At 73.9% G+C, this 23,978-nt stretch carries 25 protein-coding genes and 1 pseudogene; 13 read left to right on the forward strand and 13 right to left on the reverse strand.

Annotated elements, in window-relative coordinates:
• Positions 1–67: 67 nt before the first annotated feature.
• Together ACIPPS_RS27460 and ACIPPS_RS27465 are read right to left on the reverse strand one after the other, a co-directional pair.
• Positions 68–757: a copper homeostasis protein CutC gene (locus ACIPPS_RS27460; protein ID WP_401437205.1), complete on the reverse strand. Its 690-nt coding sequence runs from the start codon at positions 755–757 to the stop codon at positions 68–70.
• A 51-nt stretch (positions 758–808) separates the two neighbouring features.
• Entirely contained in the window at positions 809–1,810 is a 1,002-nt protein-coding gene (locus tag ACIPPS_RS27465) for a hypothetical protein (protein WP_401437207.1), read from the reverse strand.
• A gap of 192 nt (positions 1,811–2,002) precedes the next feature.
• On the opposite strand from ACIPPS_RS27465, the gene ACIPPS_RS27470 reads away from it, so the two are divergent.
• The 10 genes and pseudogenes from ACIPPS_RS27470 to ACIPPS_RS27515 all read left to right on the forward strand — a co-directional run bounded on the left by ACIPPS_RS27470 (position 2,003) and on the right by ACIPPS_RS27515 (position 11,146).
• Complete coding sequence (locus ACIPPS_RS27470; protein WP_401437210.1) at positions 2,003–2,299, forward strand: heavy-metal-associated domain-containing protein; 297 nt, start codon at positions 2,003–2,005, stop codon at positions 2,297–2,299.
• An 86-nt stretch (positions 2,300–2,385) separates the two neighbouring features.
• Positions 2,386–4,650, forward strand: a complete 2,265-nt coding sequence (locus ACIPPS_RS27475) for a heavy metal translocating P-type ATPase (RefSeq protein WP_401437213.1) — start codon at positions 2,386–2,388, stop codon at positions 4,648–4,650.
• Between the two features lie 13 nt (positions 4,651–4,663).
• A complete protein-coding gene (locus tag ACIPPS_RS27480) occupies positions 4,664–4,945 on the forward strand; it encodes a metal-sensitive transcriptional regulator (protein WP_015035316.1) in 282 nt (93 codons plus the stop codon).
• Positions 4,946–5,252: 307 nt separating this feature from the next.
• A pseudogene (locus ACIPPS_RS27485) lies at positions 5,253–5,609 on the forward strand (BlaI/MecI/CopY family transcriptional regulator); the annotation flags it as partial.
• Positions 5,610–5,821: 212 nt separating this feature from the next.
• Entirely contained in the window at positions 5,822–6,733 is a 912-nt protein-coding gene (locus ACIPPS_RS27490; RefSeq protein ID WP_401437215.1) for a M56 family metallopeptidase, read from the forward strand.
• 126 nt (positions 6,734–6,859) lie between these two features.
• Positions 6,860–7,354 carry a GNAT family N-acetyltransferase gene (locus ACIPPS_RS27495; RefSeq protein ID WP_401437218.1) on the forward strand — a complete coding sequence of 165 codons (495 nt, stop codon included), beginning with the start codon at positions 6,860–6,862 and terminating at the stop codon, positions 7,352–7,354.
• Positions 7,355–7,525: 171 nt separating this feature from the next.
• A complete protein-coding gene (locus ACIPPS_RS27500; protein WP_401437221.1) occupies positions 7,526–8,398 on the forward strand; it encodes an SAM-dependent methyltransferase in 873 nt (290 codons plus the stop codon).
• Positions 8,399–8,439: 41 nt separating this feature from the next.
• Complete coding sequence (locus tag ACIPPS_RS27505) at positions 8,440–8,859, forward strand: Fur family transcriptional regulator (RefSeq protein WP_401437224.1); 420 nt, start codon at positions 8,440–8,442, stop codon at positions 8,857–8,859.
• Between the two features lie 88 nt (positions 8,860–8,947).
• Complete coding sequence (locus ACIPPS_RS27510) at positions 8,948–9,949, forward strand: LuxR C-terminal-related transcriptional regulator (protein WP_401437227.1); 1,002 nt, start codon at positions 8,948–8,950, stop codon at positions 9,947–9,949.
• Positions 9,950–10,060: 111 nt separating this feature from the next.
• Positions 10,061–11,146 (forward strand): LuxR C-terminal-related transcriptional regulator, encoded by a 1,086-nt coding sequence (locus ACIPPS_RS27515; RefSeq protein ID WP_401437230.1) that lies wholly within the window; start codon positions 10,061–10,063, stop codon positions 11,144–11,146.
• 84 nt (positions 11,147–11,230) lie between these two features.
• Here ACIPPS_RS27515 and ACIPPS_RS27520 read toward each other — a convergent pair whose 3' ends face one another.
• The 6 genes from ACIPPS_RS27520 to asnB all read right to left on the reverse strand — a co-directional run bounded on the left by ACIPPS_RS27520 (position 11,231) and on the right by asnB (position 18,553).
• The gene (locus tag ACIPPS_RS27520; protein WP_401437233.1) at positions 11,231–11,434 is read right to left on the reverse strand and encodes a hypothetical protein; all 204 of its coding nucleotides are present in this window, start codon (positions 11,432–11,434) and stop codon (positions 11,231–11,233) included.
• Positions 11,435–11,658: 224 nt separating this feature from the next.
• The gene (gene mshA / locus ACIPPS_RS27525) at positions 11,659–12,948 is read right to left on the reverse strand and encodes a D-inositol-3-phosphate glycosyltransferase (RefSeq protein ID WP_401437236.1); all 1,290 of its coding nucleotides are present in this window, start codon (positions 12,946–12,948) and stop codon (positions 11,659–11,661) included.
• A gap of 224 nt (positions 12,949–13,172) precedes the next feature.
• Positions 13,173–14,738 carry a class I tRNA ligase family protein gene (locus ACIPPS_RS27530; RefSeq protein ID WP_401437239.1) on the reverse strand — a complete coding sequence of 522 codons (1,566 nt, stop codon included), beginning with the start codon at positions 14,736–14,738 and terminating at the stop codon, positions 13,173–13,175.
• 40 nt (positions 14,739–14,778) lie between these two features.
• The gene (locus ACIPPS_RS27535) at positions 14,779–15,525 is read right to left on the reverse strand and encodes an SDR family oxidoreductase (protein WP_401437242.1); all 747 of its coding nucleotides are present in this window, start codon (positions 15,523–15,525) and stop codon (positions 14,779–14,781) included.
• 92 nt (positions 15,526–15,617) lie between these two features.
• Positions 15,618–16,571 carry a PrpF domain-containing protein gene (locus ACIPPS_RS27540; RefSeq protein WP_401437245.1) on the reverse strand — a complete coding sequence of 318 codons (954 nt, stop codon included), beginning with the start codon at positions 16,569–16,571 and terminating at the stop codon, positions 15,618–15,620.
• A gap of 146 nt (positions 16,572–16,717) precedes the next feature.
• Complete coding sequence (gene asnB / locus ACIPPS_RS27545; protein WP_401437247.1) at positions 16,718–18,553, reverse strand: asparagine synthase (glutamine-hydrolyzing); 1,836 nt, start codon at positions 18,551–18,553, stop codon at positions 16,718–16,720.
• 130 nt (positions 18,554–18,683) lie between these two features.
• On the opposite strand from asnB, the gene ACIPPS_RS27550 reads away from it, so the two are divergent.
• The 3 genes from ACIPPS_RS27550 (at position 18,684) to ACIPPS_RS27560 (ending at position 20,629) form a co-directional block, all read left to right on the forward strand.
• Complete coding sequence (locus ACIPPS_RS27550) at positions 18,684–19,409, forward strand: PIG-L deacetylase family protein (protein WP_401437250.1); 726 nt, start codon at positions 18,684–18,686, stop codon at positions 19,407–19,409.
• A 117-nt stretch (positions 19,410–19,526) separates the two neighbouring features.
• On the forward strand, positions 19,527–19,811 hold the full coding sequence (locus tag ACIPPS_RS27555; protein WP_401437253.1) for a hypothetical protein: 285 nt from the start codon (positions 19,527–19,529) through the stop codon (positions 19,809–19,811).
• Positions 19,812–20,062: 251 nt separating this feature from the next.
• Positions 20,063–20,629, forward strand: a complete 567-nt coding sequence (locus ACIPPS_RS27560; protein WP_401437733.1) for a VanZ family protein — start codon at positions 20,063–20,065, stop codon at positions 20,627–20,629.
• Here the strand turns inward: ACIPPS_RS27560 and ACIPPS_RS27565 are convergent.
• The 5 genes from ACIPPS_RS27565 to ACIPPS_RS27585 all read right to left on the reverse strand — a co-directional run bounded on the left by ACIPPS_RS27565 (position 20,604) and on the right by ACIPPS_RS27585 (position 23,977).
• Complete coding sequence (locus ACIPPS_RS27565; RefSeq protein ID WP_401437256.1) at positions 20,604–21,695, reverse strand: sensor histidine kinase; 1,092 nt, start codon at positions 21,693–21,695, stop codon at positions 20,604–20,606. The two genes, ACIPPS_RS27560 and ACIPPS_RS27565, sit on opposite strands and share 26 nt — an antisense overlap.
• Positions 21,688–22,383: a response regulator transcription factor gene (locus ACIPPS_RS27570; RefSeq protein ID WP_401437259.1), complete on the reverse strand. Its 696-nt coding sequence runs from the start codon at positions 22,381–22,383 to the stop codon at positions 21,688–21,690. The genes ACIPPS_RS27565 and ACIPPS_RS27570 overlap by 8 nt, the downstream gene beginning before the upstream one ends.
• 72 nt (positions 22,384–22,455) lie before the next feature.
• On the reverse strand, positions 22,456–23,085 hold the full coding sequence (locus ACIPPS_RS27575) for a LysE family transporter (RefSeq protein ID WP_401437262.1): 630 nt from the start codon (positions 23,083–23,085) through the stop codon (positions 22,456–22,458).
• A complete protein-coding gene (locus ACIPPS_RS27580) occupies positions 23,082–23,459 on the reverse strand; it encodes a DUF2087 domain-containing protein (protein ID WP_401437265.1) in 378 nt (125 codons plus the stop codon). The genes ACIPPS_RS27575 and ACIPPS_RS27580 overlap by 4 nt, the downstream gene beginning before the upstream one ends.
• A gap of 239 nt (positions 23,460–23,698) precedes the next feature.
• The gene (locus tag ACIPPS_RS27585; RefSeq protein WP_401437268.1) at positions 23,699–23,977 is read right to left on the reverse strand and encodes a hypothetical protein; all 279 of its coding nucleotides are present in this window, start codon (positions 23,975–23,977) and stop codon (positions 23,699–23,701) included.
• Position 23,978: the final 1 nt, after the last annotated feature.

The following is a 23,978-nucleotide window of genomic DNA, read 5'->3' on the forward strand; positions in this document are numbered from 1 at the left end:
CCGCCCCGAGCACCTCGCCCGCCCCGAGCGCCCGCACCACGCAACGGGCAGGCCCCAGGGCCAGGGGTCACCCGTCCAGGGCCTCGCGCCACACGCGGACCGCTGACGGGTCGACCGGGGACGTCCAGCCGTTCGGGCGGGCCGCGCCGCCGATGTGGAAGGCGTTCAGGCCCGCCGCGCGGAGTTCGGGGAGGTGGTCGAGGCGGAGGCCGCCGCCGACCAGGATCTGCGGCTCGTAGCCCGGCTCGCCCGAGCGGGAGGACTCCGCCGCGAGGACGGCGAGGCCGTCGTCGACGCCGGTCGGGGCGCCCGCCGTCAGGTAGGTGTCGAGGCCCGGCAGGTCCGCGAGCTGCTTGCGCACCGCGTCGCGGTCCGCCGCGCGGTCGATCGCCCGGTGGAAGGTCCACCGGCAGCCGTCCAGGACGGCGATCAGCCGCTCCACCGCCACCAGGTCCGCGTCCCCGTCCGGCGTCAGGAAGCCGAGCACGAACGCGTCCGCACCCGCCTCCCGCAGCTCCGACGCCCGCGCCACCAGGGCGTCGATGTCGCCCGCCGCGAAGCCGTCCGTCAGCCTGAGCATCACGCGCAGCGGAATGTCCACGGCGGCGCGGATCGCGGCGAAGCCGGTCCGCGAGGGGGTCAGCCCGTCCGCCGCCATGTCGGTGACCAGCTCGAGGCGGTCCGCCCCACCGGCCTGGGCGGCGACCGCGTCCTCCTCGTCGAGGGCGATCACCTCAAGGACTGCACGGTTGCTCATCGAGCCCATTCCTCCATGAATGACGGCTACAGGTCTAGTCCAATGACCACCCTAGCCGTGCGCGTGCCCTCCCGCATCGTGCGCCGCGTCATCCGACACACCTTCCGACGCCCCGCCCGACGCCCCGTCCGCAGGCGTGGTCGCCTGCGCCGGACCCGCCTGCACCGTGAAGGCCGCCGTCCGCACCTTCCCGCCGTGCTGGAAGTCGAGGAACAGCCGGTACGTCCCCGCGCTCGGCGCCGTCGCCGTGAAGGAGACGTCCGGGCCGGGGCCGCCCTCGTTGGGGTGGACGTGGAGGTAGGCGAGGTCGCCGCCGCGCAGGGCGACGAGGTGACCGTACGCCCCGAGGTACGGCTCCAGGTCCGTGACGGGCCTGCCGCCCTTGGTGACCGTGAGCTTCAGCTCGCCCGCCCGGCCCGGGGCGAGGGCGCCGGCGAGCCGGACCTCGTAGCCGTCCTCGACGGTCGCGGTCGGCGCGGCGGCCGGCAGCGGCTTCGGGGCGTACGCGCCGGGTACGGCGAGGTCGGCGCCCAGCGTCACACCCTTCGCGTTCTTCCCCGCCGGCTTGAAGTCGGCGAAGGCCTTGTAACCGCCCGCGGCGGGCAGGTCGACCGGCGTCGACCAGGTGCCGTCGGCCGCGCGCACCGGGTGCAGGTGGCGGTAGACCGTGAGGTCGCGCGAGGCCACGATGAAGTGCAGCTCCTTGCCGTGCTCGGTGGTGTACGCGGTGACCTTCCGGCCGCCCGCGTCCTTGACCGAGAACGTCAGGACGCTCCGTCCCCGCGCGGGCGTCGGCGTCTCCAGGGCCAGCGTGTAGCCCCCTTCGGAGACCTGGAGCCCCCCGGCCGCGGGGGCGTTCGCCGCCGGCTGGGCGTGCCCGTCATGACCGTCGCCTGCGGCGGCCGGCTCCGTCGGGGTCGCCTGCGCGTGCTCGCCGTGCCCCGCCTTCGCCGGTTCGTCCACGGGCCCCACGCCCACGCCGACGCCGTACGCGGTCCCGAAGGTCGCGGCGATCGCGGCGGCGAAGGCGGTGATCTTCACTCCGGTGTTCATGGCTGCTCTCCCGTACGTACGTGAGTGATCCTGCGATGCTCCGATGCATTTCACCATACCCCTGGGGGGTATCAAGTCAAGCCGGATCCACCCTTGCGTCGAATACCGCTGGGGGGTATACATGGGACAGAACGGATACCCCCACAGGGTATCCGTCAGTTCGAACCCAGCCGCATCACCGAGGAGGAACCCATGTCTTCCTGCTGTACTCCCGACGGCAGCTGCTCCACCAACGCCGGCGAGGCCACCACGGCCACCGCCACGGCCGTCGCCGACAGCACCACCACCGTCTACGCCGTGTCCGGCATGACCTGTGGGCACTGCAAGACCGCGATCACCACCTCCGTCTCCGCGCTCGACGGCGTCATCGACGTCGACGTCGACGTCGCCGGCGGCCTGGTGACCGTGACCACCGGCGGAGCGCCCGACGACACCGCGATCTCCGCCGCCGTCGACGACGCCGGCTACGAGCTCACCGGCCGCGCCTGACCGCTCGGCCCACGCCACGACCCGGCCGCCGGGGCCCGTCCGCACATGGGCCCCGGCCCCCGCCCCCGCTGTACGAGGAGCAGGAAATGACCACCACCACCCCAGGCGCCGCCCAGGTCGAGCTCGCCATCGGCGGCATGACCTGCGCCTCGTGCGCCGCCCGGATCGAGAAGAAGCTCAACCGCATGGACGGGGTCGAGGCCACCGTCAACTACGCCACCGAGAAGGCGAAGGTCACCTTCGACGCCGACATCTCCGTCCAGGAGCTGATCGCCACCGTCGAGGCCACCGGTTACACCGCGCAGGAGCCGACACCCCCGAAGGCGCAGACCGGCGGCGAGGACGGCCCCACCGACGACGAGAAGGCCGACGAGGAGCTCCGCCCCCTCAAGCAGCGCCTCGTCACCGCCGTCGCGCTCGCCGTCCCCGTCATCGCGATGGCGATGGTCCCGGCGCTCCAGATCGAGTACTGGCAGTGGCTCAGCCTCACGCTCGCCGCACCGGTCGTCGTCTACGCCGCCTGGCCCTTCCACAAGGCCGCCTGGACCAACGCCAGGCATGGCGCCGCGACCATGGACACCCTGATCTCGGTCGGCACGATCGCCGCGTTCCTGTGGTCCCTGTGGGCGCTGTTCTTCGGTACGGCCGGTACGCCGGGGATGACGCACCCCTTCGAGTTCACCATCGCCCGCACCGACGGCGCCGGGAACATCTACCTGGAGGCCGCCGCCGGCGTCACCGCCTTCATCCTGGCCGGCCGCTACTTCGAGGCCCGCTCCAAGCGCAAGGCGGGCGCGGCGCTCAAGGCGCTGATGCAGCTGGGCGCGAAGGAGGTCACCGTCCTGCGCGGCGGCCGCGAGGAGACCGTGCCGACCGCCGACCTCCAGGTCGGAGACCGCTTCCTGGTGCGCCCCGGCGAGAAGATCGCCACCGACGGCACCGTCGTCGAGGGCTCCTCCGCCGTCGACGCCTCCATGCTCACCGGCGAGTCCGTACCGGTCGAGGTCGGCGTCGGCGACTCGGTCACCGGCGCCACCCTGAACGCCGGCGGCCGGCTCGTCGTCGAGGCCACCCGCGTCGGCGCCGACACCCAACTGGCCCGGATGGCCAAGCTGGTGGAGGACGCCCAGAACGGCAAGGCGGCCGCCCAGCGGCTCGCCGACCGGATCTCGGCCGTCTTCGTGCCCGTGGTCATCGCACTCGCGCTCGGCACCCTCGGCTTCTGGCTGGGCACCGGCGCGGGTCTGACGGCCGCGTTCACCGCCGCCGTCGCCGTACTGATCATCGCCTGCCCCTGCGCCCTCGGCCTCGCGACCCCGACCGCGCTCATGGTCGGCACCGGCCGCGGCGCGCAGCTGGGCATCCTGATCAAGGGTCCGGAGGTGCTGGAGACGACCCGCAAGGTCGACACGATCGTCCTGGACAAGACCGGCACGGTCACCACGGGCCGGATGACCCTCATCACGGTGCACACCGCGGCGGGCGTGGACGAGTCGGACGTGCTGCGGCTCGCGGGCGCCCTGGAGCACTCCTCGGAGCACCCCATCGCGCAGGCCGTCGCCACCGGCGCCGCCGCCAAGGTCGGTACGCTCCCCACCCCCGAGGACTTCGCCAACCTCCCCGGGCTCGGCGTCCAGGGCGTCGTCGAGGGCCACGCGGTCCTCGTCGGGCGGGAGAAGCTGCTCGCCGAGTGGGCGATGGAGCTGCCCGGTTCGCTGAAGTCCGCCAAGGACGCGGCGGAGAAGACCGGCAAGACCGCGATCGTGGTCGCCTGGGACGGCGAGGCCCGCGCGGTCCTGGAGGTCGCCGACGCGGTCAAGGAGACCAGCGCCGAGGCCATTCGCCGGCTGCGCGGCCTGGGGCTGACCCCGATCCTGCTCACCGGCGACAACACGGCGGTCGCGGAGGCCGTCGCCGCCGAGGTCGGCATCGACGAGGTCATCGCCGAGGTCATGCCGCAGGACAAGGTCGACGTGGTCAAGCGACTTCAGGACGAGGGGCGTTCGGTCGCCATGGTCGGCGACGGCGTCAACGACGCCGCCGCGCTCGCCCAGGCCGACCTGGGCCTGGCGATGGGCACCGGCACGGACGCCGCGATCGAGGCCGGCGACCTGACGCTGGTACGGGGGGACCTGCGGGCCGCGGCCGACGCGATCCGGCTCTCCCGGCGCACCCTCGGGACGATCCGCTCCAACCTGTTCTGGGCCTTCGCCTACAACGTGGCCGCCCTGCCGCTCGCCGCGGCCGGTCTGCTCAACCCGATGATCGCGGGCGCCGCGATGGCCTTCTCCTCGGTCTTCGTGGTCGGCAACAGCCTGCGCCTGCGCGGCTTCCAGGCCGCCACCCCATGACGAGGAGCCTTCCATGGCCGGGTACGGACAGCACAAGGAAGACATCATCAGACGCCTCAGGCGCATCGAGGGCCAGGTCAGGGGGGTGCAGCGGATGGTGGACGAGGACGTGTACTGCATCGACGTCCTGACCCAGGTCTCCGCCATCAACGCGGCGCTCCAGTCCTGCGCCGTGGCCCTCCTGGACGAACACCTCAGCTGCTGCGTCACCGAGGCGATCGCCCAGGGCGGGGACCAGGCGAAGGTGAAGGTGGGTGAGGCGTCCAAGGCCATCGCCCGACTGATCAGGACGTAGGGGTGTCTTGTGGATCAGGCCGGATCAGGCCGGATCAGGCCGGATCAGGCCGGATCAGGCCGGATCAGGCCGGATCAGGGAGCGGCGTCTGGTGCGTGCGACCGCAAGGCGGAGGAGGGAGTCGACGCGGTGGGGGCACCTCCCGTGCCCGCAGGGCTACGGGGGAGTGCGTGCCAGGCGTCGCGGGCCCGGCATGATCCACAAGACACCCCCTAGGCATCGGCGCTCGCAGGGGCGTCGTCGGGGGTATGTCTGCGCTGGTTGGGCGGCCCGTACGATGGGCCGCCCGTAGGGGGAGGGGACGCGCGTGCGCAGGCTGGGAGAGCTGGAGGCGGAGATCATGGACCGGCTGTGGGCCTGGCAGCGGCCCGCCACGGTCCGCGAGATCGTCGACGACATCAATCTGGGGCGCCGGGTCGCCTACACGACGGTGATGACGGTGGCGGACATACTCCACCGCAAGGGCTGGCTCCGCCGCGAGAAGGCGGGCCGGGCGTGGCTGTACGAACCGGTCCGCAGCCGCGAGGAGTACACCGCGGCCCTGATGCAGGACGCCCTCGGCGACAGCGCCGACCGCCCGGCCGCACTGCTCCGCTTCGTCGAGACCATCTCCCCCGAGGACATCCAGGCCCTGGACGCGGCCCTGCGGACGGCGCGCGGGGGAGGTGACGGCGTCACCGGGACCGCGGGCGGCGCCCCGGGCGCCGACGCGACCGAAGGCGGCCCGGGCGAAGGCCGCCCGGGCGAAGGCGGCCCGGGCGAAGGTGGCCTGACCGACGGTGGCGTGACCGACGGTGGCCTGACCGACGGTGGCCTGACCGACGGTGGCCTGACCGGCGACGGCGTCGGCGGCGACGGCCTGACCGGCGGTGGCGCGTGAGTCATCACGTCCTGCTGCCGCTCGGACTCGCGCTCGTCTCCGGTGTCCTGATCCCCTGGCTCCTCGTCCGGGCGCGCTGGGCGCAGCAGGTGCCGCGCCTCGGGCTCGCCGTATGGGCGGTGGTCGGGGCCCTGTTCGCCGGTTCCGCCGCGCTCCTGCCCGCGCAGCTCGTCCTGGACGGGGACAGCAGCCACCGGCTGACGGACAGGTTCGTCACGCTCGACCTCCCGGCCCCCGCCACGCTGCTCGACCTGACGGGCCGCCAGTACGTGGCGTTCGGCCTCGCCCTCGCCGTCCTCGCGCTGCCCGCGGCCGGTTTCGTACGGGAGTTGCTGCGGGCCCGCCGCACCCGGATGCGGCACGCCGGCGTCCTGCGGCTCGTCGGGCGGTACGACCCCGCCCTGCGGGCGACCGTGCTCGACCACGCGCGCCCCGCGGTCTACTGCCTGCCCGGCCGCTCGCGCCGTGTCGTCGTCTCCTCCGGCGCCCTGGACACCCTGACCGCGCCCCAGTTGGCGGCGGCGCTCGCCCACGAACGCGCGCACATCGCGGGCCGGCACCACCTGCTCGTCGCGGCGGCGGAGGCCTTCGCGACGGTGTTCCCGCGGCTGCCCCTCGCCCGGTACGGGGGCTCCGCCGTACCGCTGCTGCTCGAAATGGCCGCCGACGACCGGGCGTTGCGCCGCTGTTCGCGCGACGCGCTGGCGACGGCGCTGTACGCCCTCGCGGCGGGACAGGCGCCGCGCGAGGCGTTCGCGGCGGGCGGGCCGTCGGCGGCGCTGCGGATGCGGCGCATTCTCACTCCGTACGGCGCGGGACATCCCGTGCTGCGGGGCATGCTCGCGATCTCCACGGCGGCCGGGGCGATGGCTCCGTTGATCGTCGCGTGTTGTTCCGTACCCGGATAAGCGACTCGTTTCAGCGGCCCATTACTAAGTGAATTCGTAGATTTCACATCGGTCACGCACCCCTGAATTCCCGGCTAGTGTGGGTATGTTGACGCTGGGGCTCGGCACGTCGAAGGGTACGAACCAATGCAGCTGGCTGACGTGCGGGCGGCGGCGGCCGCCGACGCGGCGACGATATCCAGGCTGCTGGCGGATGCCATTCGGGGCAGTTACCACGAAATCCTCGGGGAAATCCCGGTGCACCGTCTTGTCTCCACCCAATGCGCACTTCCCCGTATCCGCGCGGAAATAGAAATTCCGGGAGGCGCGCCCGGGTGGCTGGGCTGGCTCGTGGCCACCGGCGAGGACGGCACCATCGTGGGCGCGGCGGCGGGCGGGGTCCCGGTGCCGGGCGAGGGCGAGTTGTACGCGCTGTGCGTGGCGGAGCCGTCGCGGCGGCGGGGCGTCGGGTCGGCGCTGCTGGGGGCGGCGACGGAGCGGATGCGGGGGTTCGGGGCGGTGGCGCAACGCGTGACGCTCCCGGCCGACCGGGACCCGTCGCTCCCCTTCTACGAGGACCAGGGCTTCACGCCCCTGACGGCCGCCCCTCTGACGCCCACCCGTCTGGGACGCGAACTGTAACTCCCGGGCCGCCCCGGGCCCCCGTGGCAGATGAACGCCATCGCGTGTTCACGCCGTCGTGAGGGGTGGAGCGGGGGCAGGGGGCTCGGCACCATGGAGGGGTCACGTGGGTACCCGGCGGTACGGGGCCCGCGGCGGACGGCATGGACCGAGCGAGCCCCTGGAGGAGCGATGCACACACCGAGCGGCGCCGCGCTCGCGCCGGTCCTGCCGTCCCGGTACGACGACGCCCCGGCCGACGCGCTGCCCGGTCTGGAGTCCGTCGCCCCCTGGGGCGAGGACGCCGTCTGGCTGTGCGACGCCCTCCTCGGGCCCCACAGCGCCGACATCGTCCGCTACCTCGGCCTCGCCCGCGCCACCAGCGGCCGCGGCCCCGTCCTCGACCTCGGAGCCGGCGCCGGCCGGCTCGCCGTGCCGTTCGCCCGGCACGGCTTCGCCGTGGAGGCCGTCGACCGGGACCCCGCCGCCCTGGCCCGGATCGACGCCTGGGCGCGACGCATCGGCCCCCAGGTCGCCGGGCTCCTCGTCACCACCCGCGCCGACCTCACCGAACTCCGCCTGCACCGCAGCTACCGGCTGACCCTCCTGGCCGGCGCCATGGTCTCCGCCGTACCGCCGCGCGCGCGGCCCGCCCTCCTGCGCGAGATCGCCACCCACCTGGACACCGGCGGCGCCCTCGCCCTGGACTACACCTCCCACCTGCGCCCGGGCCTCGTCGCCGAGCCCCGGCGCACCTGGGCCTTCCAGGTCCCCCGGTTCGACGGGATCGACGAGTGGGTCGTCGCCCGGCAGGTCTTCGACCTGGCCACGATGAGCGAGCGGATCACCTACTACGCCGCCAGGGCCGGCAAGCTCTCCACCGAGCGCGCCGTGCTCACCACCGACAAGTGGATCGTCGACCCCGAGCGCCTCGCGGCCGAGCTGCGCTCCGCGGGCCTGCACATCGAGGGGCGCCGCCGGCACCGTATCGACGAGCGGACCGAGAGCGTGCTCCTCATCTGCCGTGCCGGGGAGACAAGAGGTACGATGCCCGCAAAAGTTTGAGCCGACCAGATCGACCGTGGCGGGCGGAGAAGATGGCAGTCGTGGAAGAACTCTCGGACCGCGAGGCGGTGATCCAGCGCCTGCGCGACGTCGGCCTGCGGGTCACCGGCCCCCGTCTCGAGGTGCTCACGGTGCTCGCCTCCGCCGGCCACCTCGACGTGGAGGCGATCGCCGCCACCGCCCGCGAGCGGCTGGGCACGCTCACCAGCCAGGCGGTGTACGAGATGCTGCGGCACTTCCAGGATACCGGCCTGGTCACCAAGTTCGACCGCCCCGGGCTCCCCGCCGTCTTCGAGGTGTCGGGGGCCCCGCACCAGCACGCCCTCTGCGTCCGCTGCGGCCGCGTCGAGAACGTGGACGCCCCCGCCCCCAAGCCGCCGCGCGGCGCCCTGCCCGGCTGGCGGACGAGCGACGCCGAGATCGTCTTCAAGGGGCTGTGCCCCGACTGCGCAGCCGCCTGAACACCGTGCGTGGCGTTCGATTGTGTGGCAGGGTCTGGCGGGGCGATTCAACGGGACCCGTACGGGTCCGAGGGGAGTCTGCTGCTCAGTGTCCAGACACGCCACCGGGACGCGCACGGGAAGCGAACAGGCTCTCGCGGTCTACCTCGAACTCCGTGCCCGGCCCGCCTCCGCATTCGACGACGTGGCGGACGGCCTCGGGCTCTCCGCCGACGACCGGCTGCGCTGCCGCGCCGAGCTCGCCACCCTCGGCCTGATCGAACCCGCGCAGACCGTCGTCGAACCCGACGTCGCCCTCGTCCGGCTCCTCCAGCGTGAGCGCGACCGGCTGGAGCACCGGCTCGCCGAGACCAGCCGTGCCCAGACCACCCTCGCCACACTGGCAGGACCGTTCCTGCGCGCCGGTGCGCTCCCCCGCTCCGAGGTCGACGTCGAGGTCGTCGCCGACCTCGCGCGCGTACGCCAGGAACTGGCCGCGCTCACCGACGCCGTCCGTGTCTCCGTGCACTCCATGCACACCGGATCGGTACGCCGTGAGGACATGGCCGCCGAACTGATCCGCGACCGCGCCCTGACCGACCGCGGGGTGCGTGTCCACGCCATGTACAGCCGCCGCGTCAGCTCCGTACCGGACATGGCGCAGCACCTGGAGGAGCGGGCCGCGCTCGGCGTGGAGCTGCGGCTCTCCCCCGTCGTGCCGATGAACATGGTGCTCGCCGACGAGAACTTCGCCCTGCTGCCCACCGATCCGCACGACCCGGACTCCGCGACCATCCTGGCGCGCGGCCCCGGCCTGGTGCGCTCGTACCTCGCCCTCTACGCGTACTGCTGGCAGACGGCCGGCCGTTACGGAGACGCGGACAAGCCGGAGCGCGGCGGTGACGGCCTCTCCGACCAGCAGCGGGCCGCCCTGCGGATGCTGGCCTCCGGCATCAAGGACGAGCAGATCGCGAAGAACCTGGGGGTGTCGCTGCGTACGGTCAGCCGGCTGCTCTCCGAGGTCATGCACGAACTGGGCGCGGCCAGCCGCTTCGAGGCCGGGGTGAAGGCGGCCCGGATGGGGCTGCTCGACGGCGAGGGCGAGGCGTGACGCCCCGCGCACGAACACCGGAATCCTCGGACGGCATCTGGGATCGTCCCCGAGCCCTGTGACAAGGTGAGACGGGGCGGCGGATCGGACGACGAGGGGGGTCACTTCGCCATGGTCACGGACGTGGGCGGCGGCGCTGACGGCGGCGGGCACGGCAGAACCGACGAGCCGGGGTCCGAGTCCGATCCCGTCCTGACCCTCTATCAGGAGCTGCGCAGGCGCGGGGTGTCCAGCTTCGGCGAGGCGTACGCGCACTTACGTCTCGCGCCCGAGGAGTACGAGCGATGTCGTGACGCCCTCGTCTCGCTGGGCCTGATCGTGCCGACCGGCGCCGCGCACGCCACCGTCACCGCCGTCCAGGACGGCAGCTGGCGCTCCGACACCGACGCCGTCGCCGCCATCGATCCCGAGATCGCGCTGCTGCGCCTCCTGGAACGGGAGCGGGAGCGGCTGCGCGAGCACCTGGCCGAGGCCGATCGGGCGTACAGCACGCTGGAGACACTGGCCGGCACCTTCCTGCGGGCGGACGCGCTGACCCGGGCCGAGGCGCAGGTCGAGGCGCTGACCGACTACCGCCGCATCCAGCAGGCCATCGAGGACATCACCGATGTGATGCAGGAGAGTTCGGCCTCCCTGCACCCCGGGACCCCCGGACGGCAGAACCCGGAGCGGATGCTCGACCGTGACCGCCGGCAGATCGGCAACGGCGTGCGGGTCCGCGCCATCTACGGGCGGCAGGAGGCGGCGCTGCCGGAGATGGCGGAGTTCCTCGGCCGGCGCGCGGAGCTGGGGGTGGAGATACGGCTCGCGCCGTCCGTGCCGCTGAACCTCATCATCGCCGACCGGCAGTTCGCCCTGGTGCCCATCCGGCCGGAGGACCCGGGCGAGGGCGCGATCCTGGCCAGGGGCAGCGCCCTGGTCCGGCCGTATCTGAGCCTGTACGAGCACTGCTGGCACACGGCCACCCCCTACGGCAACGACGTGGCGCCGGAGCGGGGCGGCGACGGGCTCTCGGAGCAGCAGCGGGCGGCGCTGCAGATGCTCGCCTCGGGGATGAAGGACGAGAAGATCGCCCGCACTCTCGGGGTGTCGCTGCGGACGGTGAGCCGGATGATCTCCGAACTCATGCAGGAATTGGGGGCGTCGAGCCGATTCGAGGCGGGAGCCCGCGCGGTTCAGCTCGGCTGGCTGGACTGACGGCGCGGGTCGGGCCCCGCAATCGCTGCGCGCGATTACGGGGCCCGATTCGACTCCCCGGTACGAATTGCTCCCGGCGGTGGTTCAGTCGACGGTCGGGGCCGGGGACGGCGGCGGGACGGGCCAGCCGTTGTCCTGGCCGTCGGCCACCGCGCTCGGGGCGGTGGGCGCGGTGTCGTCGGGGGCCGCGACCAGCGCCGCGCCGCCGGCGACGGCCGTACACGCCGCGATCGCGACGGCGAACTGGCGGACGGTCTTCCGAATACCGGGGATACGCGCAGCAGACATGTTTCCTCCAGGAGTTGGAAAGTGAATTCCGCCTTCGGGGGCCCGTGCCGCCGGGCGTTCCCTGAAGACATCTCCATATTGGCCCGGCCCGGGAAACGGATCCATAGTTTCTCCATGCGTGGATCTGCCATGGCGTAGATGCGTCAAAGCGCCAAACCGCCTGCCTCTTATCGGAATTGGCGAATCCGGAGCTTCCCGCACTTTTGGTTCGACCAAAAGAAATGCTAGACTCGTACGACGGCCTTCTCGTTCCTCCAGGAGAGAGTGGCCGCCGGGGCAGGGGCGTGCCGCCGCCCCTGCCCCACCACCGCCTCGTACACCTCGACCGTCCGCGCGGCGGACGCACGCCAGCTCATCCCCCGGGCGTGCGCGACCGCCGCCTCTCCCATCGTCGTCCGCACCCGCGGATGCGCGGCGAGCCACCGCAGCCGGCGGGCGTACTCCACCGGATCGTGACCCCGGACGAGCAGCCCCGTCACCCCGTCCCACACCGCCGTCGGCAGCCCGCCGACGGCCGCCGCGAGCACCGGCGTCCCGCACGCCTGCGCCTCCAGGGCGACCAGCCCGAAGGACTCGCTGCGCGAGGGCACCACGAGCACGTCGGCCGCCCGGTACCAGTCGGCGAGCAGCTCCTGCGGTACGGGCGGGCAGGGCCGCAGCACGTCCTCGACCCCGAGCTCCCGCGCGAGCCGCCGGACCGTACCCTCCCGGGTCGCCCCCGAGTGGCCCCCCACCACCGGGACCAGCAGTCTGCGGCGCAGCTCGGGGGCGAGGAACAGCAGCTCCGCCACGGCCCGTACGAGCACGTCGGGGCCCTTCAGGGGCTGGATGCGGCCGGCGTAGAGGGGGACGAAGGCGTCGGCGGGCAGCCCGAGCCGGGACCGGGCGGCTGCCCGACCGCCCTCACCGGGCCCGAAGGTCCGCAGGTCGACCCCGGGCCGTACGACCTGCGTACGCGGCCCCGCCGCCCCGTACAGCGACGTCAGGGCCGCCGCCTCGTCGGCCGTGTTGGCGATCAGCCGGTCGGCGGAGTCCACCACCTGGTGCTCGCCCCGGATCCGGAGCTCGGGCTCGGGGGTGTCGCCGGCCGCGAGCGCCGCGTTCTTCACCCGGGCCAGGGTGTGCGCGGTGTGGACCAGGGGTATCCGCCAGCCCGCCGAGGCGATCCGGCCGGCCTGCCCGGAGAGCCAGTAGTGGGAGTGGACCAGGTCGTAGCGTGCGCTCTCCTTGAGCAGGGCCAGCGAGAACGGCAGGACGAGCCCGGGCATGGCCTCCTTGGGCAGCGCCCGCCGCGGCCCCGCGGGCAGATGGCGGACCCGGACGCCCGGGGCGAGCTCGACCAGTGGGGGCCGGCGCTCGCCCCGGCAGCGGGTGAACAGATCGACCTCGGCGCCCTGTTCGGCGAGGGCCCGGGAGAGTTCGACCATGTAGACGTTCATGCCGCCGGCGTCCCCGGTGCCGGGCTGGTGCAGCGGGGAGGTGTGGACGCTGAGCATGGCGACGCGCAGGGACACGTGGGGCTCCTGTGAGGGCGGGCCACGTGCCCCCGCGCGTCGCGCGCGCACGGTCCACGCGGCAGGGATGGGTGGGGGCGGCGCTGAGGTGGGGGGCGCTGGGGGGGCTCTTCGGGTGGGGCGGGGGCGCCCGGTCGCGGGGGCCCGGTCGCGGGGGGGGGCCCGGTCTCGGGCGCCCGGTCTCGGGGGTGGCCCCCGGTCGCGGGGGTGGCCCGGTCGCGGGGTCAGAAGCCGAAGACCGGGCCCGACGGTGGGGCGAGGCGCGTGCCCGGTGCGGGCGGGGTGAGCGCGGTCGCGTCGATCGCGCGCCCCGGCTCGGTCTTGAGCGCGGCGGCCAGCCGGTCGGCGCCCTCCGGCATCACCGGCCGCGCCCACGCGCAGAGCGCGGCGGCGACGGCCAACTGCGCGGCCAGCGCCGGAAGGTGGCGGCAGGCGGTGGTGGGGCGGCAGCGCTCGTGCGCGTTGACGTGGCCGAAGTCGGCGACCGAGCGGACCATCTCGTCGAGGACCGCCACCGCGCGGCGCGGGTCGAAGGCATCGGGGCCGTACGCCTCGCGCAGGTCCTCGACGCCCCGGTGCAGCCGCCGTTCCAGGACCTCCCAACCGGTGCCGCCGGGCAGCGCCTGCGGGGTGAGACCGGCGCACTCCTCGCGTACGGCGGTGAAGAGCCGCGCCAACCAGCTGTTCCAGCTCTCGTCCAGCTCGCGGCGGGCCGCGGCGAGCCGGTCCCGGTGGAAGACCGTACGGCGGCCCAGCGGGCGGGCCTGGAGGACGTGCCGGCGCAGGGTGTCGGAGCCGTACTCGGTGAGCAGGTCGAGCGCCCAGACGTTGCCCTCCTGGACGCCCTCCTCGACGACGTACGACTCGTTCACGCAGAAGTCCTGCGGCAGCTTGATGTCCTGGGCCAGGAGCAGCACCGGCAGCAGCACCGCGTGGCGGAAGGCGTGCCCGAAGCCGCAGAAGTGGATGGCGCGGCGGGGCAGCGGGCCCTTGGGGTCGTAGCCGAAGAGGTGCATCGCCGCGGCCTCGAAGCAGCCGTCGATCCGGTGGTCGGGGTAGCCCTCGACGGGCACCTGGATCCCCCACTCGGCCGGGTGGCCGACGGCGATGTCCGGCAGCCCGTCCTCCACCAGCGACTCGCACAGCGCGGCGAGCCGGGGCGGCAGGCCGGCGGTGGCCCAGTACTCGGCGAGCGACTCGCGGAACGGTTCGAGGGGCACGTAGAGCCGGCGGCAGCGACGCGGCAGGGCGGGGGTCTCGCAGAGCGAACAGCGAGGCGCGATCAGGTCGCCGCCGTCGTTGGGGCGGGCGCACTCGTGGCACATGCCGCCGCCGCTGGCCGCGCCGCAGTGCGGGCAGGTGCCGGTGACGTGGGCGCCGTACAGCCAGCGTTCGCACGGCTCGCAGTAGGGCAGCAGACGGGTGCGGGGCGCGATGACGCCCTGCGCGTACAGCCGGCTGAAGAGGTCCTGCACCCAGCGGGCGTACCCCCGGTCGCGGCGCGGGCGCACGATGTGGTCGAACTCCACGCCGGAGCGCAGCCAGTCGGCGGTGATCGCGGAGCGGTAGCCCTCGGCGACCTCCTCGGGCTTGCGGTGGTGACGCAGCGCCCGGACCTCGACGGAGCTGGCGTGGTCGGCGGTGCCGGTGGTGAACCGGACGGGCTCGCCCTCGGCGCGCAGGAAGCGGGTGAGGACGTCGGCGGCGACGTACGGCCCCGCGAGATGACCGATGTGCAGTTCGCCGTGGGTGGCCGGAGGGGTCGCGGTGATCCAGACAGGGGTGCTCATGGGACCTCCTTGACGCTGTGGTGCGGTGAGCTTCGCGATGTCAGCGAGGTTCGAAATGGAAGGAGCGGATGAAACAGTCACGCGGCTGTTCGACGGCGTAGACGACGCATTCGAAAAGGGCCTGGGTGGTGAGTTTCTCGTCGGGTCCCGTGCCGTCGGCCGTGCGCGCTCCCTCCCATTCCGCGAACCTCGGGTCGGCGGTGGAGAAGTCGGGCGGGAAGAGGGAGAAGACCCGGACGCCGGAGGGGCGCAGCCGGCGCGCGAGGATGTCGGCGAAGCCCGCCTGCGCGCTCTTCGCCGCCCAGAAGGCCTCGTGGGCTCCGCCGGCGGCGGCGGAGGCACCCTCGGCGTCCCGGACGGCCACCATGTTGACGATGTCGGGGCGGTGCGAGCCGCGGAGCAGCGGCAGGAAGTGTTTGACCATCAGGACGGTGCCGCCCGCCGTCGACTCGATCGTCTCGACTATCTTCTCGTCGCTGGCCGCCTCCAGGTCCATGGCGTCGAGCCAGCGGGCGCCGTTGTTGACGAGCAGGTCGACGCGGTCGGTGCGCTCGCCGACCTGGGCGGCGAACGCGCGGATCTCGGCGGGCCTGCTGAGGTCGCAGCCGAAGGCGTGGATGCGGTCGCGGGCGGAGCCCATGACTTCCGTACGGGTGCGCTCGGCGGCTTCGACCGTGCGGGCCGAGACGTAGACCTCGGCGCCGAGGTGGGCGAATCCGACGGCGAGGGCGCGGCCGAAATAGCGGGAGGCTCCGGTCACGACGACACGCAGGTTCTCGAATTTCATTCTGGTCCGCTCTCCCCATGGATACCGGTTTCCGGTCGGAATTCAGCGTGGCAGAGGAAAGGCGTCGGAAGTCCGGTGAGAGGGGTGCGCGTTCACGCCGTTGCGTGGATACGCCAGGGCGGGTCGGCGGGCGGATCGGCGGGCGGATCGGCCGGCAGACGCCAGGGCAGTTCGAGCCGGTCGAGCACGGTGGCGCGCTTGTGCCGGACGGCGACGTGACCGGCCTCGGCGGTGACATTGACGGTCCGCCCGCCGGGGACGCGGACCGGTCGTCCGGCGAGGTCCGGCACGACGGTCCCGGGCAGCGCCCCGGCGGCGGCGAGGGCGGCGGCGCCGGTGAGCGCGAGGTGGGGGTGCCAGCCGCCGACGGTGAGGGCACGGACGGCGACCTCGCCGCCCTGGGCGCTGAACGCGGCGATCTTGGGCAGCGCGGAGCCGTCGTCGTGGCCGAGGAGGCGGGCGGCGTGGGCGCGCAGCGCGAGCAGGACGCGCCGGACGTCGTCCCCGGCGCGCAGGAGCGCGGGGGCGTTCGGTACGCCGAGGTGCCGGGCGTCCACGAAGACGTACGGGTTCCCGTACCGGACGAGGGAGACGGGCACCGAGCCGAGGACGTCGACGGGGTGGCCGGTGGGGAGGGTGCCGGGGGCGGTCGGGGCGCGGAGGAAGTGGAGGGTGTGGCGGGCGGGGCGGCCGTGCGCCCCGCCCGGGTCCTGGGGTGTGCAGCGGACGCGGTCGCCGGTCGTCAGCGCGTGGACGGTGACCGGGCCGGGGCGGGCGGCGGCCACCACGCAGGCGAGGAGGGAGTGGCCGCAGCCGGTGCGGAAGTCGAAGGCGCCGCCCGGGAGGGCCTGGACGAAGCGGTAGTCGAGGTCGCTGTCGGGGCGGTGCGACGCTCCGTACAGCGCGATCTTGTTCAGACGGGCGTACGGGGTGCGGGCGAGGGCCGCGCGCAGGGCGGCCAGCTCCCCGGCGAGCGCCATCGCGCCCGGTGGGAGGCGCTCGACGGCGACGACGAGCGTCGGCCCGGGCGCGTCCTCGGCCCGCACGACGACGCCCTCGACGAGCCGGGCGCGGGGGCCCGGACCGGGCCCCGGACCGGCACCGGGTCGCGGACCGGAACCGGGTCCCGGACCGGCACCGGGTCGCGGACCGGAACCGGGTCCCGGACCGGGTCGGCGTGGGCGTGGCGTCTTCACGCCGCGCAGCCCACCGGGATGCGCATGCCCTGGACCACGTCCGTCCACAGTTCGTGGACGGCGAGGGCCCACAGGGCCTGGGCGTCCCGCTGGTTGGGGCGGTCCAGCTGGCGGGTGAGGAGCCCCCGCACACGGTCGGCGCGGAGCTTGCCGCCGAGGACCAGGCGGGCCGGCGAGAGGAGTTCGCGGACCGTGTCGAGGAGCGGGCTGCCCGGGGTCAGCATCGCCGCGATCGGCAGCGTGAACGGCTGCTTGGGCCGTGCGAGCACCGACGGTGGCAGGAGCTCGCGCCCCGCCGCGTACAGCGCCCGCTTGCCGCGCAGCGCCCCGGGCGGCAGGGCGCGGGCGTGCGCGACGACCCCCGGCTGGCAGAACGGCAGCCGGGTCTCGACCGCCCAGGCCATCGACAGGTGGTCCACGCGCCGCAGGTGGTACGCGGGCAGCCGCCAGCGCGTCTCGAAGGCGGTGAGGGCCGTCGTCCGGTCGGGGCCGCTCGCGCGCAGCTCCTGCTCGATCCGGTCGGCGGCCGAGCCCTGTTCGGCGATGTAGGCGCGGTACGCGGGGGTGTACAGGTGCTCGCGCAGCAGCCGGGGCGCCGCCGAGAGCGCGTCGACGTACGTCCCCACCCAGTCGTCCCCGGGCGCGTCCGTCGCGGCCCGCATCCGCGCGTACCCGCCGAACAGCTCGTCCGCGCCGTCCCCGGCGAGCGCGACCGTGAAGCCGGCCTCCCGTACGGCCCGGAAGAGGGCGTACGTCGACAGGGCGATCGGGTCGGCGTTGGGCTGCCCGAGGTGCCGCACCGTGCGGGTCAGCAGCGAGCCGAACTCGGCCGGGTCGACGGCGACTTCGTGGTGGACCGTGCGCGCCCGGCGGGCCACGGAGCGGGCGTGCGCGACCTCGGAGTCTGGCCAGCGGCCGCGGTAGGTGAGGTGGAAGGTGTGCAGCGGCGGCGCGTCCGTCTCGCGGGCGTACTCGGCGGCGAGTGCGGTGACGAGCCCGGAGTCGAGGCCGCCGCTGGTGATCGCGCACACCGGCAGCTCGGACTCGGCCAGCCGGCGCACCTCGCGACGCAGCACGTCCTGTGTGTCGGCCCCGGCCGCCGTGGAGGCCCGGTGCGGGGCGCGGCGGCGGATCAGCGGGGGGCGGCCGGGCCTGACGACGGCGGTGGCGCCCGGCGGGAGGACCTCGATGCCGTCGAGGGCCGTACGGGAGGAGAAGGAGGTGCGGGTGGCGAGGACCGTGTCGAGGGAGTCCTCGCGCGGGGCGATCCGCACGCCCTCGAAGGCGAGCAGCGCGGGGATCTCGGAGGCGAAGCGCGTGGAGCCGTCCTCGGGGTCGTGGTGCCAGTGGACGGGCTTCATGCCCATGTCGTCGACGGCGAGGACGAGTTGGGTGCGGCCGGGCCGCAGGTCGAGGACGGCGACGGCGAACATGCCCTCCAGGTGCTCGGCGAAGGCCGGGCCGTACGCGGCGTAGAGCGCGGGCAGCACCGTGCCGTCGCACCGGTCGGGGAAGCGGTGGCCCCGGGCGGCGAGGCGCAGGCGCAGCTCGGTGTGGTTGTAGATCTCGCCGTTGAGGACGGCGAGGATGCCGGGCAGGTGCGCGAGCCGGTACGGCTGCTGTCCGCCGCAGGGGTCGGTGACCGCCAGCCGGTCGCAGCCGAGGGACCAGCCGGAGCCGCTGAGCACCTGGTGTTCGTCGGGGCCGCCGTGCCGCTGACGTGCGGAGACCGCCGCGAGCTCGGCCGCGTCGGGCCGCTCCGCCCAGGCCGCCGCGCCGGCGGTGAGGTTGCCGAAAATCCTGCACATGACGGTCGCCTCCGGATCGTCCACGTCCCTTGCATCCCTGTCACACCCACTGATTTGAACGTACCAACTTTTTGAATGGCGCGTAAGTGCCATGTCCAGTTCACGCCACGGCGTGGCCTTGCGACGCCCCCCGCCGCACCAACACGCTGACCCCATGGAGGACTTCAACCGCACACCCCCCGAGTCCCTGCTGGTGGTGGCCGCGCACCCGGACGACATCGAGTTCTGCGTCAGCGGCACGGTCATGCGGTGGATCGAGCGCGGCACCCGCGTCACGTACTGCATCGTCACGGACGGCGACGCGGGCGGTTACGACGCACGGCTGCCACGGCAGGCGATGGCGGATCTGCGCCGCGCCGAACAGGTCCACTCCGCCAAGCTCAGCGGCGTCGCGGACGTCCGCTTCCTCGGCTACCCCGACAGCTTCGTGGAACCGAGCGTGGAGCTCCGCCGCGACCTGTGCCGGGTCATCCGCGAGGTGCGCCCGCAACGGGCGATCATCCCCTCCCCCGAGATCAACTGGGCCCGCGCGGCGGACCTGCACCCCGACCACCGGGCGGTCGGCGACGCGGGCCTCCGCGCGATCTACCCGGAGGCGCGCAACCCCTTCGCCCACCCCTCGCTGCTCAAGGAGGAGGGCCTGGAGCCGTGGACCGTCCACGAGCTGTGGCTGATGACGGGACCGACGCCCAATCAGTACGTGGACGTCACCACGGTCTTCGACCGCAAGGTGGAGGCGCTACGCATCCACACCTCCCAGACGGCCCACTTCGACGACCTGGCGGGCCTGCTCCGCACCTGGCTGGCCGAACACGCGGCGGCGGGCGGCCTGCCGCCCGGCCGGATGGCGGAGGCCTTCCAGATCGTCCGGATCGACTAGGGGGTGTCCTGTGGATCAGGCCGCGAGCCCGGCATGATCCACAGGACACCCCCTAGGAACTCACGCGCGCCGCCCCGGCTCCGGGGCTCCGGCCGGTCCGGCGCCTACGATCGGAGCATGGCTGCCGCACTCTCCCTCTGGTCGAAGGACTCCGTGCTCTCCATCGGCTCCGTGGGGTCGGTCCTGTCCATCGGATCCGTCGGGTCGGCGCTCTCCGTCGGCTCCATCGGATCGGCCGGGTCCCTCGCCTCCGTCGGGTCCTGGCTGTGCGTCGGGTCCCTGCTGTCCGCCCAGTCGTGCTGGTCGGTCATGTCCTGGCGCTCCCGGCGCGGGGTCATGGCGGCCGGAGCCGTCACGGTCGCCGTCGCGCTCGTCGTGGCGTCGCGCTCGCCGGGGCGCTGACCGGAGCCGGTGTATCGCGGGCGTATCGGAATCCGCATACGCCACGGCAACAGCCCTGCGGCTTCCATGGCGACATGGACCACAGCGCATCTCCACCCACCGCATCTCCGGCGGCCCCTGCCCCCGGCTCCGCTCCCGTCACCGCCCCCGCTCCGGGCTCCGCCCCCGTCCCGTCCCGCCGTACGCGCGGGATCGTGCTCGCCGGTCTGGCGGTGCTCGGTGCGGCGGCGCTCGTCGCGTTCGGGCCGGGCATGGCGGTGGTACGGATCCTGTCCATGCCGCTGCGTCAGCCGGGGTGGTTCGTCTTCTTCGGCACGGTCAACGGCGTCGCGTTCCTCACGGTGGCCGCGCTGCCGTTGTCGGCGCTGGCGGTGTGGGCCCTGGCGCGCCGTCGGCGCGGCGCGGGCGTCACGTCGGCGGGGCGGCTGTCGCTTGCCGAGGTCGGCGTCGTCCACGGGACGGTGCCATGGGTCTGGATCATCATGCTGGCGGGCGGCGAGGCCGGCGCCGTGAGCCTGGTCCCGCTGCGGGACCTGCTGTCGATGTCGGCGAGCCAGGTCGTCGGCAACCTGCTGGTCTTCGCGGCGCTGGGGTTCTTCGGCCCGATCCGGTACGCCGCGCTCGCCTCCGTACCGCGGGTCCTGGCCCTCGCGGCGGCCTGCTCCGTCCTGGTCGAGACCGCGCAGTACGTCCTGCCGCTGCACCGGGTGTCCTCGGTGGACGACGTCCTGCTCAACGCCGGCGGCGCCGGCCTCGCCGCGCTGGCGTCGCGCCGCTGGTGGCGCGCTCCGGTCAGCGGCGCCCGAGCTCCACGGTGACGCACAGGCCCCCGGCCGGGCGCGGGGTCAGGGTGAGGGTCCCGTCGTGGGCCTGGGCGATGGTGGTGACGATCGCCAGGCCGAGACCCACGCCCGCGTGATCGGCGTGGATGCGATCGGTGCCGCGCCGGAAGGGTTCGGTGAGGGTCGCGACCAGCTCCGGGGCGAGCCGCTCGCCGGTGTTCTCGACCGTGAGCACCACGGTGTCGGCGCGGACGTCGGTGCGCACCCACACGCCGCCCCGTTCGGGCAGGTTGTGGACGATCGCGTTGTGCACCAGGTTCGTGGTCAGCTGGAGCAGGAGCGCCGGCGAGCCCAGCGTGGGCGCGATGTCGCCGGAGGTCTCGACGGTGACGCCGTGCTTCTCGGCGAGGGGGAGCAGGGTCTCGGTGGCCTCCTCCGCCAGGAGGGACAGGTCGACGGGCTTCCGGGTGAAGGTCCGCCGGCCGGCGCGGTGGAGCAGGAGGAGCGCCTCGGTGAGGTCGATCGCCCGGGCGTTGACGGCGTGGAGGCGCTCGATGACCGCGCCCGTGTCGTGGTGCGGATCGCTGCGGGCCACGTCCAGGAGGGTCTTCGAGATCGCGAGCGGGGTGCGCAACTCGTGCGAGGCGTTGGCCGCGAAGCGCTGCTGTTCGGCGACGTGCGCTTCCAGCCGCGCGAGCATCGTGTCGAAGGCGTCGGCGAGTTCGCGGAACTCGTCGTTGCGGCCCGGCAACCGGATCCGGTGGGAGAGCGAGCCGTTCGTGGCCTTGCGGGTGGCGTCCGTGAGGTGGGCGAGGGGCGCGAGCATGCGGCCGGCGAGAAGCCACCCGCCCACGAGCCCGAACACCAGCAGGAGCGCCATGACCACGGCGGCCCTCGGGGCGAAGACGCGCAGGAGGTTGGACCGGACGGGGAAGACCCCTTCCATGGAGGCGTCGCTGGAGACGAGGAGCGCCTGCTCGGGGACGTACCGCAGGAGGAAGACCCAGACGGCGGCGAGCAGCAGGCCGCCGGCGAGCATGAGGAACCCGGCGTAGCTGAGGGTCAGCCGGAGGCGGACGCTCGGTCCGGGCCGCCTAACCACGCTCCCCTCCCCCCTGACCGGCCACCGGCTGGGTGTCGATGCGGTAGCCGACGCCGGCCACGGTGGCGATGACCCAGGGTTCACCCAGCCGCTTGCGCAGCGCCGAGACGGTGATGCGTACGGCGTTGCTGAACGGGTCGGCGTTCTCGTCCCACGCCCGTTCCAGCAGTTCTTCGGCGCTGACGACACCGCCGTCGGCGGCGACGAGGACCTCGAGCACGGCGAACTGTTTCCGGGTGAGCGCCACGTAGCGGCCGTCCCGGTGGACCTCGCGGCGGAACGGATCGAGACGCAGACCCGCGATCTCCCACACCGGCGGCCTGCTGTGGGCGCGCCTGCGGTCGAGCGCCCTGATCCGCAGGACGAGCTCGCGCAGCTCGAACGGCTTGGTGAGATAGTCGTCGGCGCCGAGCTCGAACCCGGAGGCCTTGTCCTCCAGCCGGTCGGCGGCGGTGAGCATGAGGATCGGCGTCCCGCCGCCGGAGGCGACGATGCGGCGGGCGATCTCGTCACCGGTGGGGCCGGGAACGTCCCGGTCCAGGACGGCGATGTCGTACGCGTTGACGCGCAGCAGCTCCAGAGCGGTGTCGCCGTCCCCGGCGATGTCCGCCGCGATCGCTTCCAGGCGCAGGCCGTCGCGGATGGCTTCCGCCATGAAGGGTTCATCCTCGACGATCAGCACACGCATGCACCGCATGCTACGAGCCGCCGCCTATCGTCGGCGTATCGAAAACCGCGCGGGCGGGGAGGCCGGGGCCGGTCAGCTCACCAGGTGGACCGCCAGGCCCGCGATGAGCGCGCTCGACACCAGCGCCGTCGCGAGCCGCCCCCGCGGGCCGGTCAGCGCCCGGCCGAGGAGCGCGCCTCCGGAGGCCAGCAGGAGCTGCCAGCTGGCGGAGGCGACCAGGGCCGCCGTGACGAAGGCCGTACGGTCCAGGGCGGTCGTCGGGCCGTCCGGGCCGGTCGCCAGGATCAGGGCGGCGAAGTAGATCACGGTCATCGGGTTCAGGATCGTGATGCCGAGGAACGTGCCGTACGCCCGGAGCGGGGTGAGGGTGCGCCCGGCGTCCGCGTCACGGGACGCCCGCGCACGGGCCCGGTACGCCCGTACCGCCGTCCACGCCGCGTGCGCCGCCAGGGCCAGCAGGACCACCGCGGAGACCCGGCGCAGCGGGGTCGTCACCGGGGCGAGCAGCGGGACGAGCGCCGAGCCGCCGAGGACCGCCACGAGGGCGTACACCCCGTCCGCCGTCGCGACGCCGAGCGCCGCGCCCACCCCCGTACGCCAGCCCGTGCGGGCCGTGACCGCCACCAGGTAGGCGCCCACCGCGCCGACCGGGATCGCGATGCCGTAGCCGGCCAGCAGGCCGGCCACCACCGCGCCGCTCACGCGACGGACGGGATCGCGCCTCCGGGGGAGCCGGGCTGCTGTCGGCGCGCGCCGGTGCGGCGGTAGGCGGAGCCGTCCTTCGTACGGGAGAGTTCGCCGCCGGTCACCAGATAGCGGCGCAGGGCCGGGAAGTCCTCGTGGACGCCTCGCAGCGCCTCGTTGACCTCGCGCTCGCTGTAGGAGCGGGACGGCTCGAAGAGGGTCGCGGCGAGGTGCGCGAGGAGTTGCGCCCGCCGCGCGGCCCGGCGCGGGATCGCCTTGAGGCGCCCGTCGGCGGAGAACAGGTCGGCCACGGAGGGCCGTGCGGCCGTCGGGTGGCTCGGGTCGCTCGCGGGGCTCGCGGGGCTCGCGGGGCTCGGGGAAGGGGAAGTCATGCGCTGAAGCGTGTCGCCCCGCCTCCCGACCGGGCAACGCATTTTCGCCCGCCGCGCCCGCCCGGCCGCGGACGCGCACCGGAACGCCCGCCTCGGGATCGCGCCCGAAACGCCCGCCGCGGTACGCGGGCCAGGCCACCCCACCCGGGAGGCAGACCGGGCCGCCCGCGCCTGCCGCCCGACCCGGGAGGCAGACCGGGCCGCCCGCGCCCCGGACATGGACCGGGCCGCCCGCGCCCCTACCGCGTCATGACCCGCACCGCGTCCTGCACCTTCGGGATGGCCGTCGGCAGGCCCGCCGACTGGAAGATCGGCATCGCCTTCTCCGAGAAGGCCACGAACGCCTCCCGCGATTCCCAGAAGTCCACGACCCGCCACCCGCCGCTGCCGTCCGGGCCCGCCGCGTGGGCGATGAACCCCTCCGGCGGCCACCACGGCGCCGCGTCGAGCTGCGCGTGGACCTGCTCGTACTGCTCCTGCGTGCCGCCCGGAATCTCGACGGTGACGATGACGCTCATG

Source organism: Streptomyces sp. NPDC090127 (assembly GCF_044746945.1).
In the GTDB taxonomy this organism is placed as follows: Bacteria; Actinomycetota; Actinomycetes; order Streptomycetales; family Streptomycetaceae; genus Streptomyces.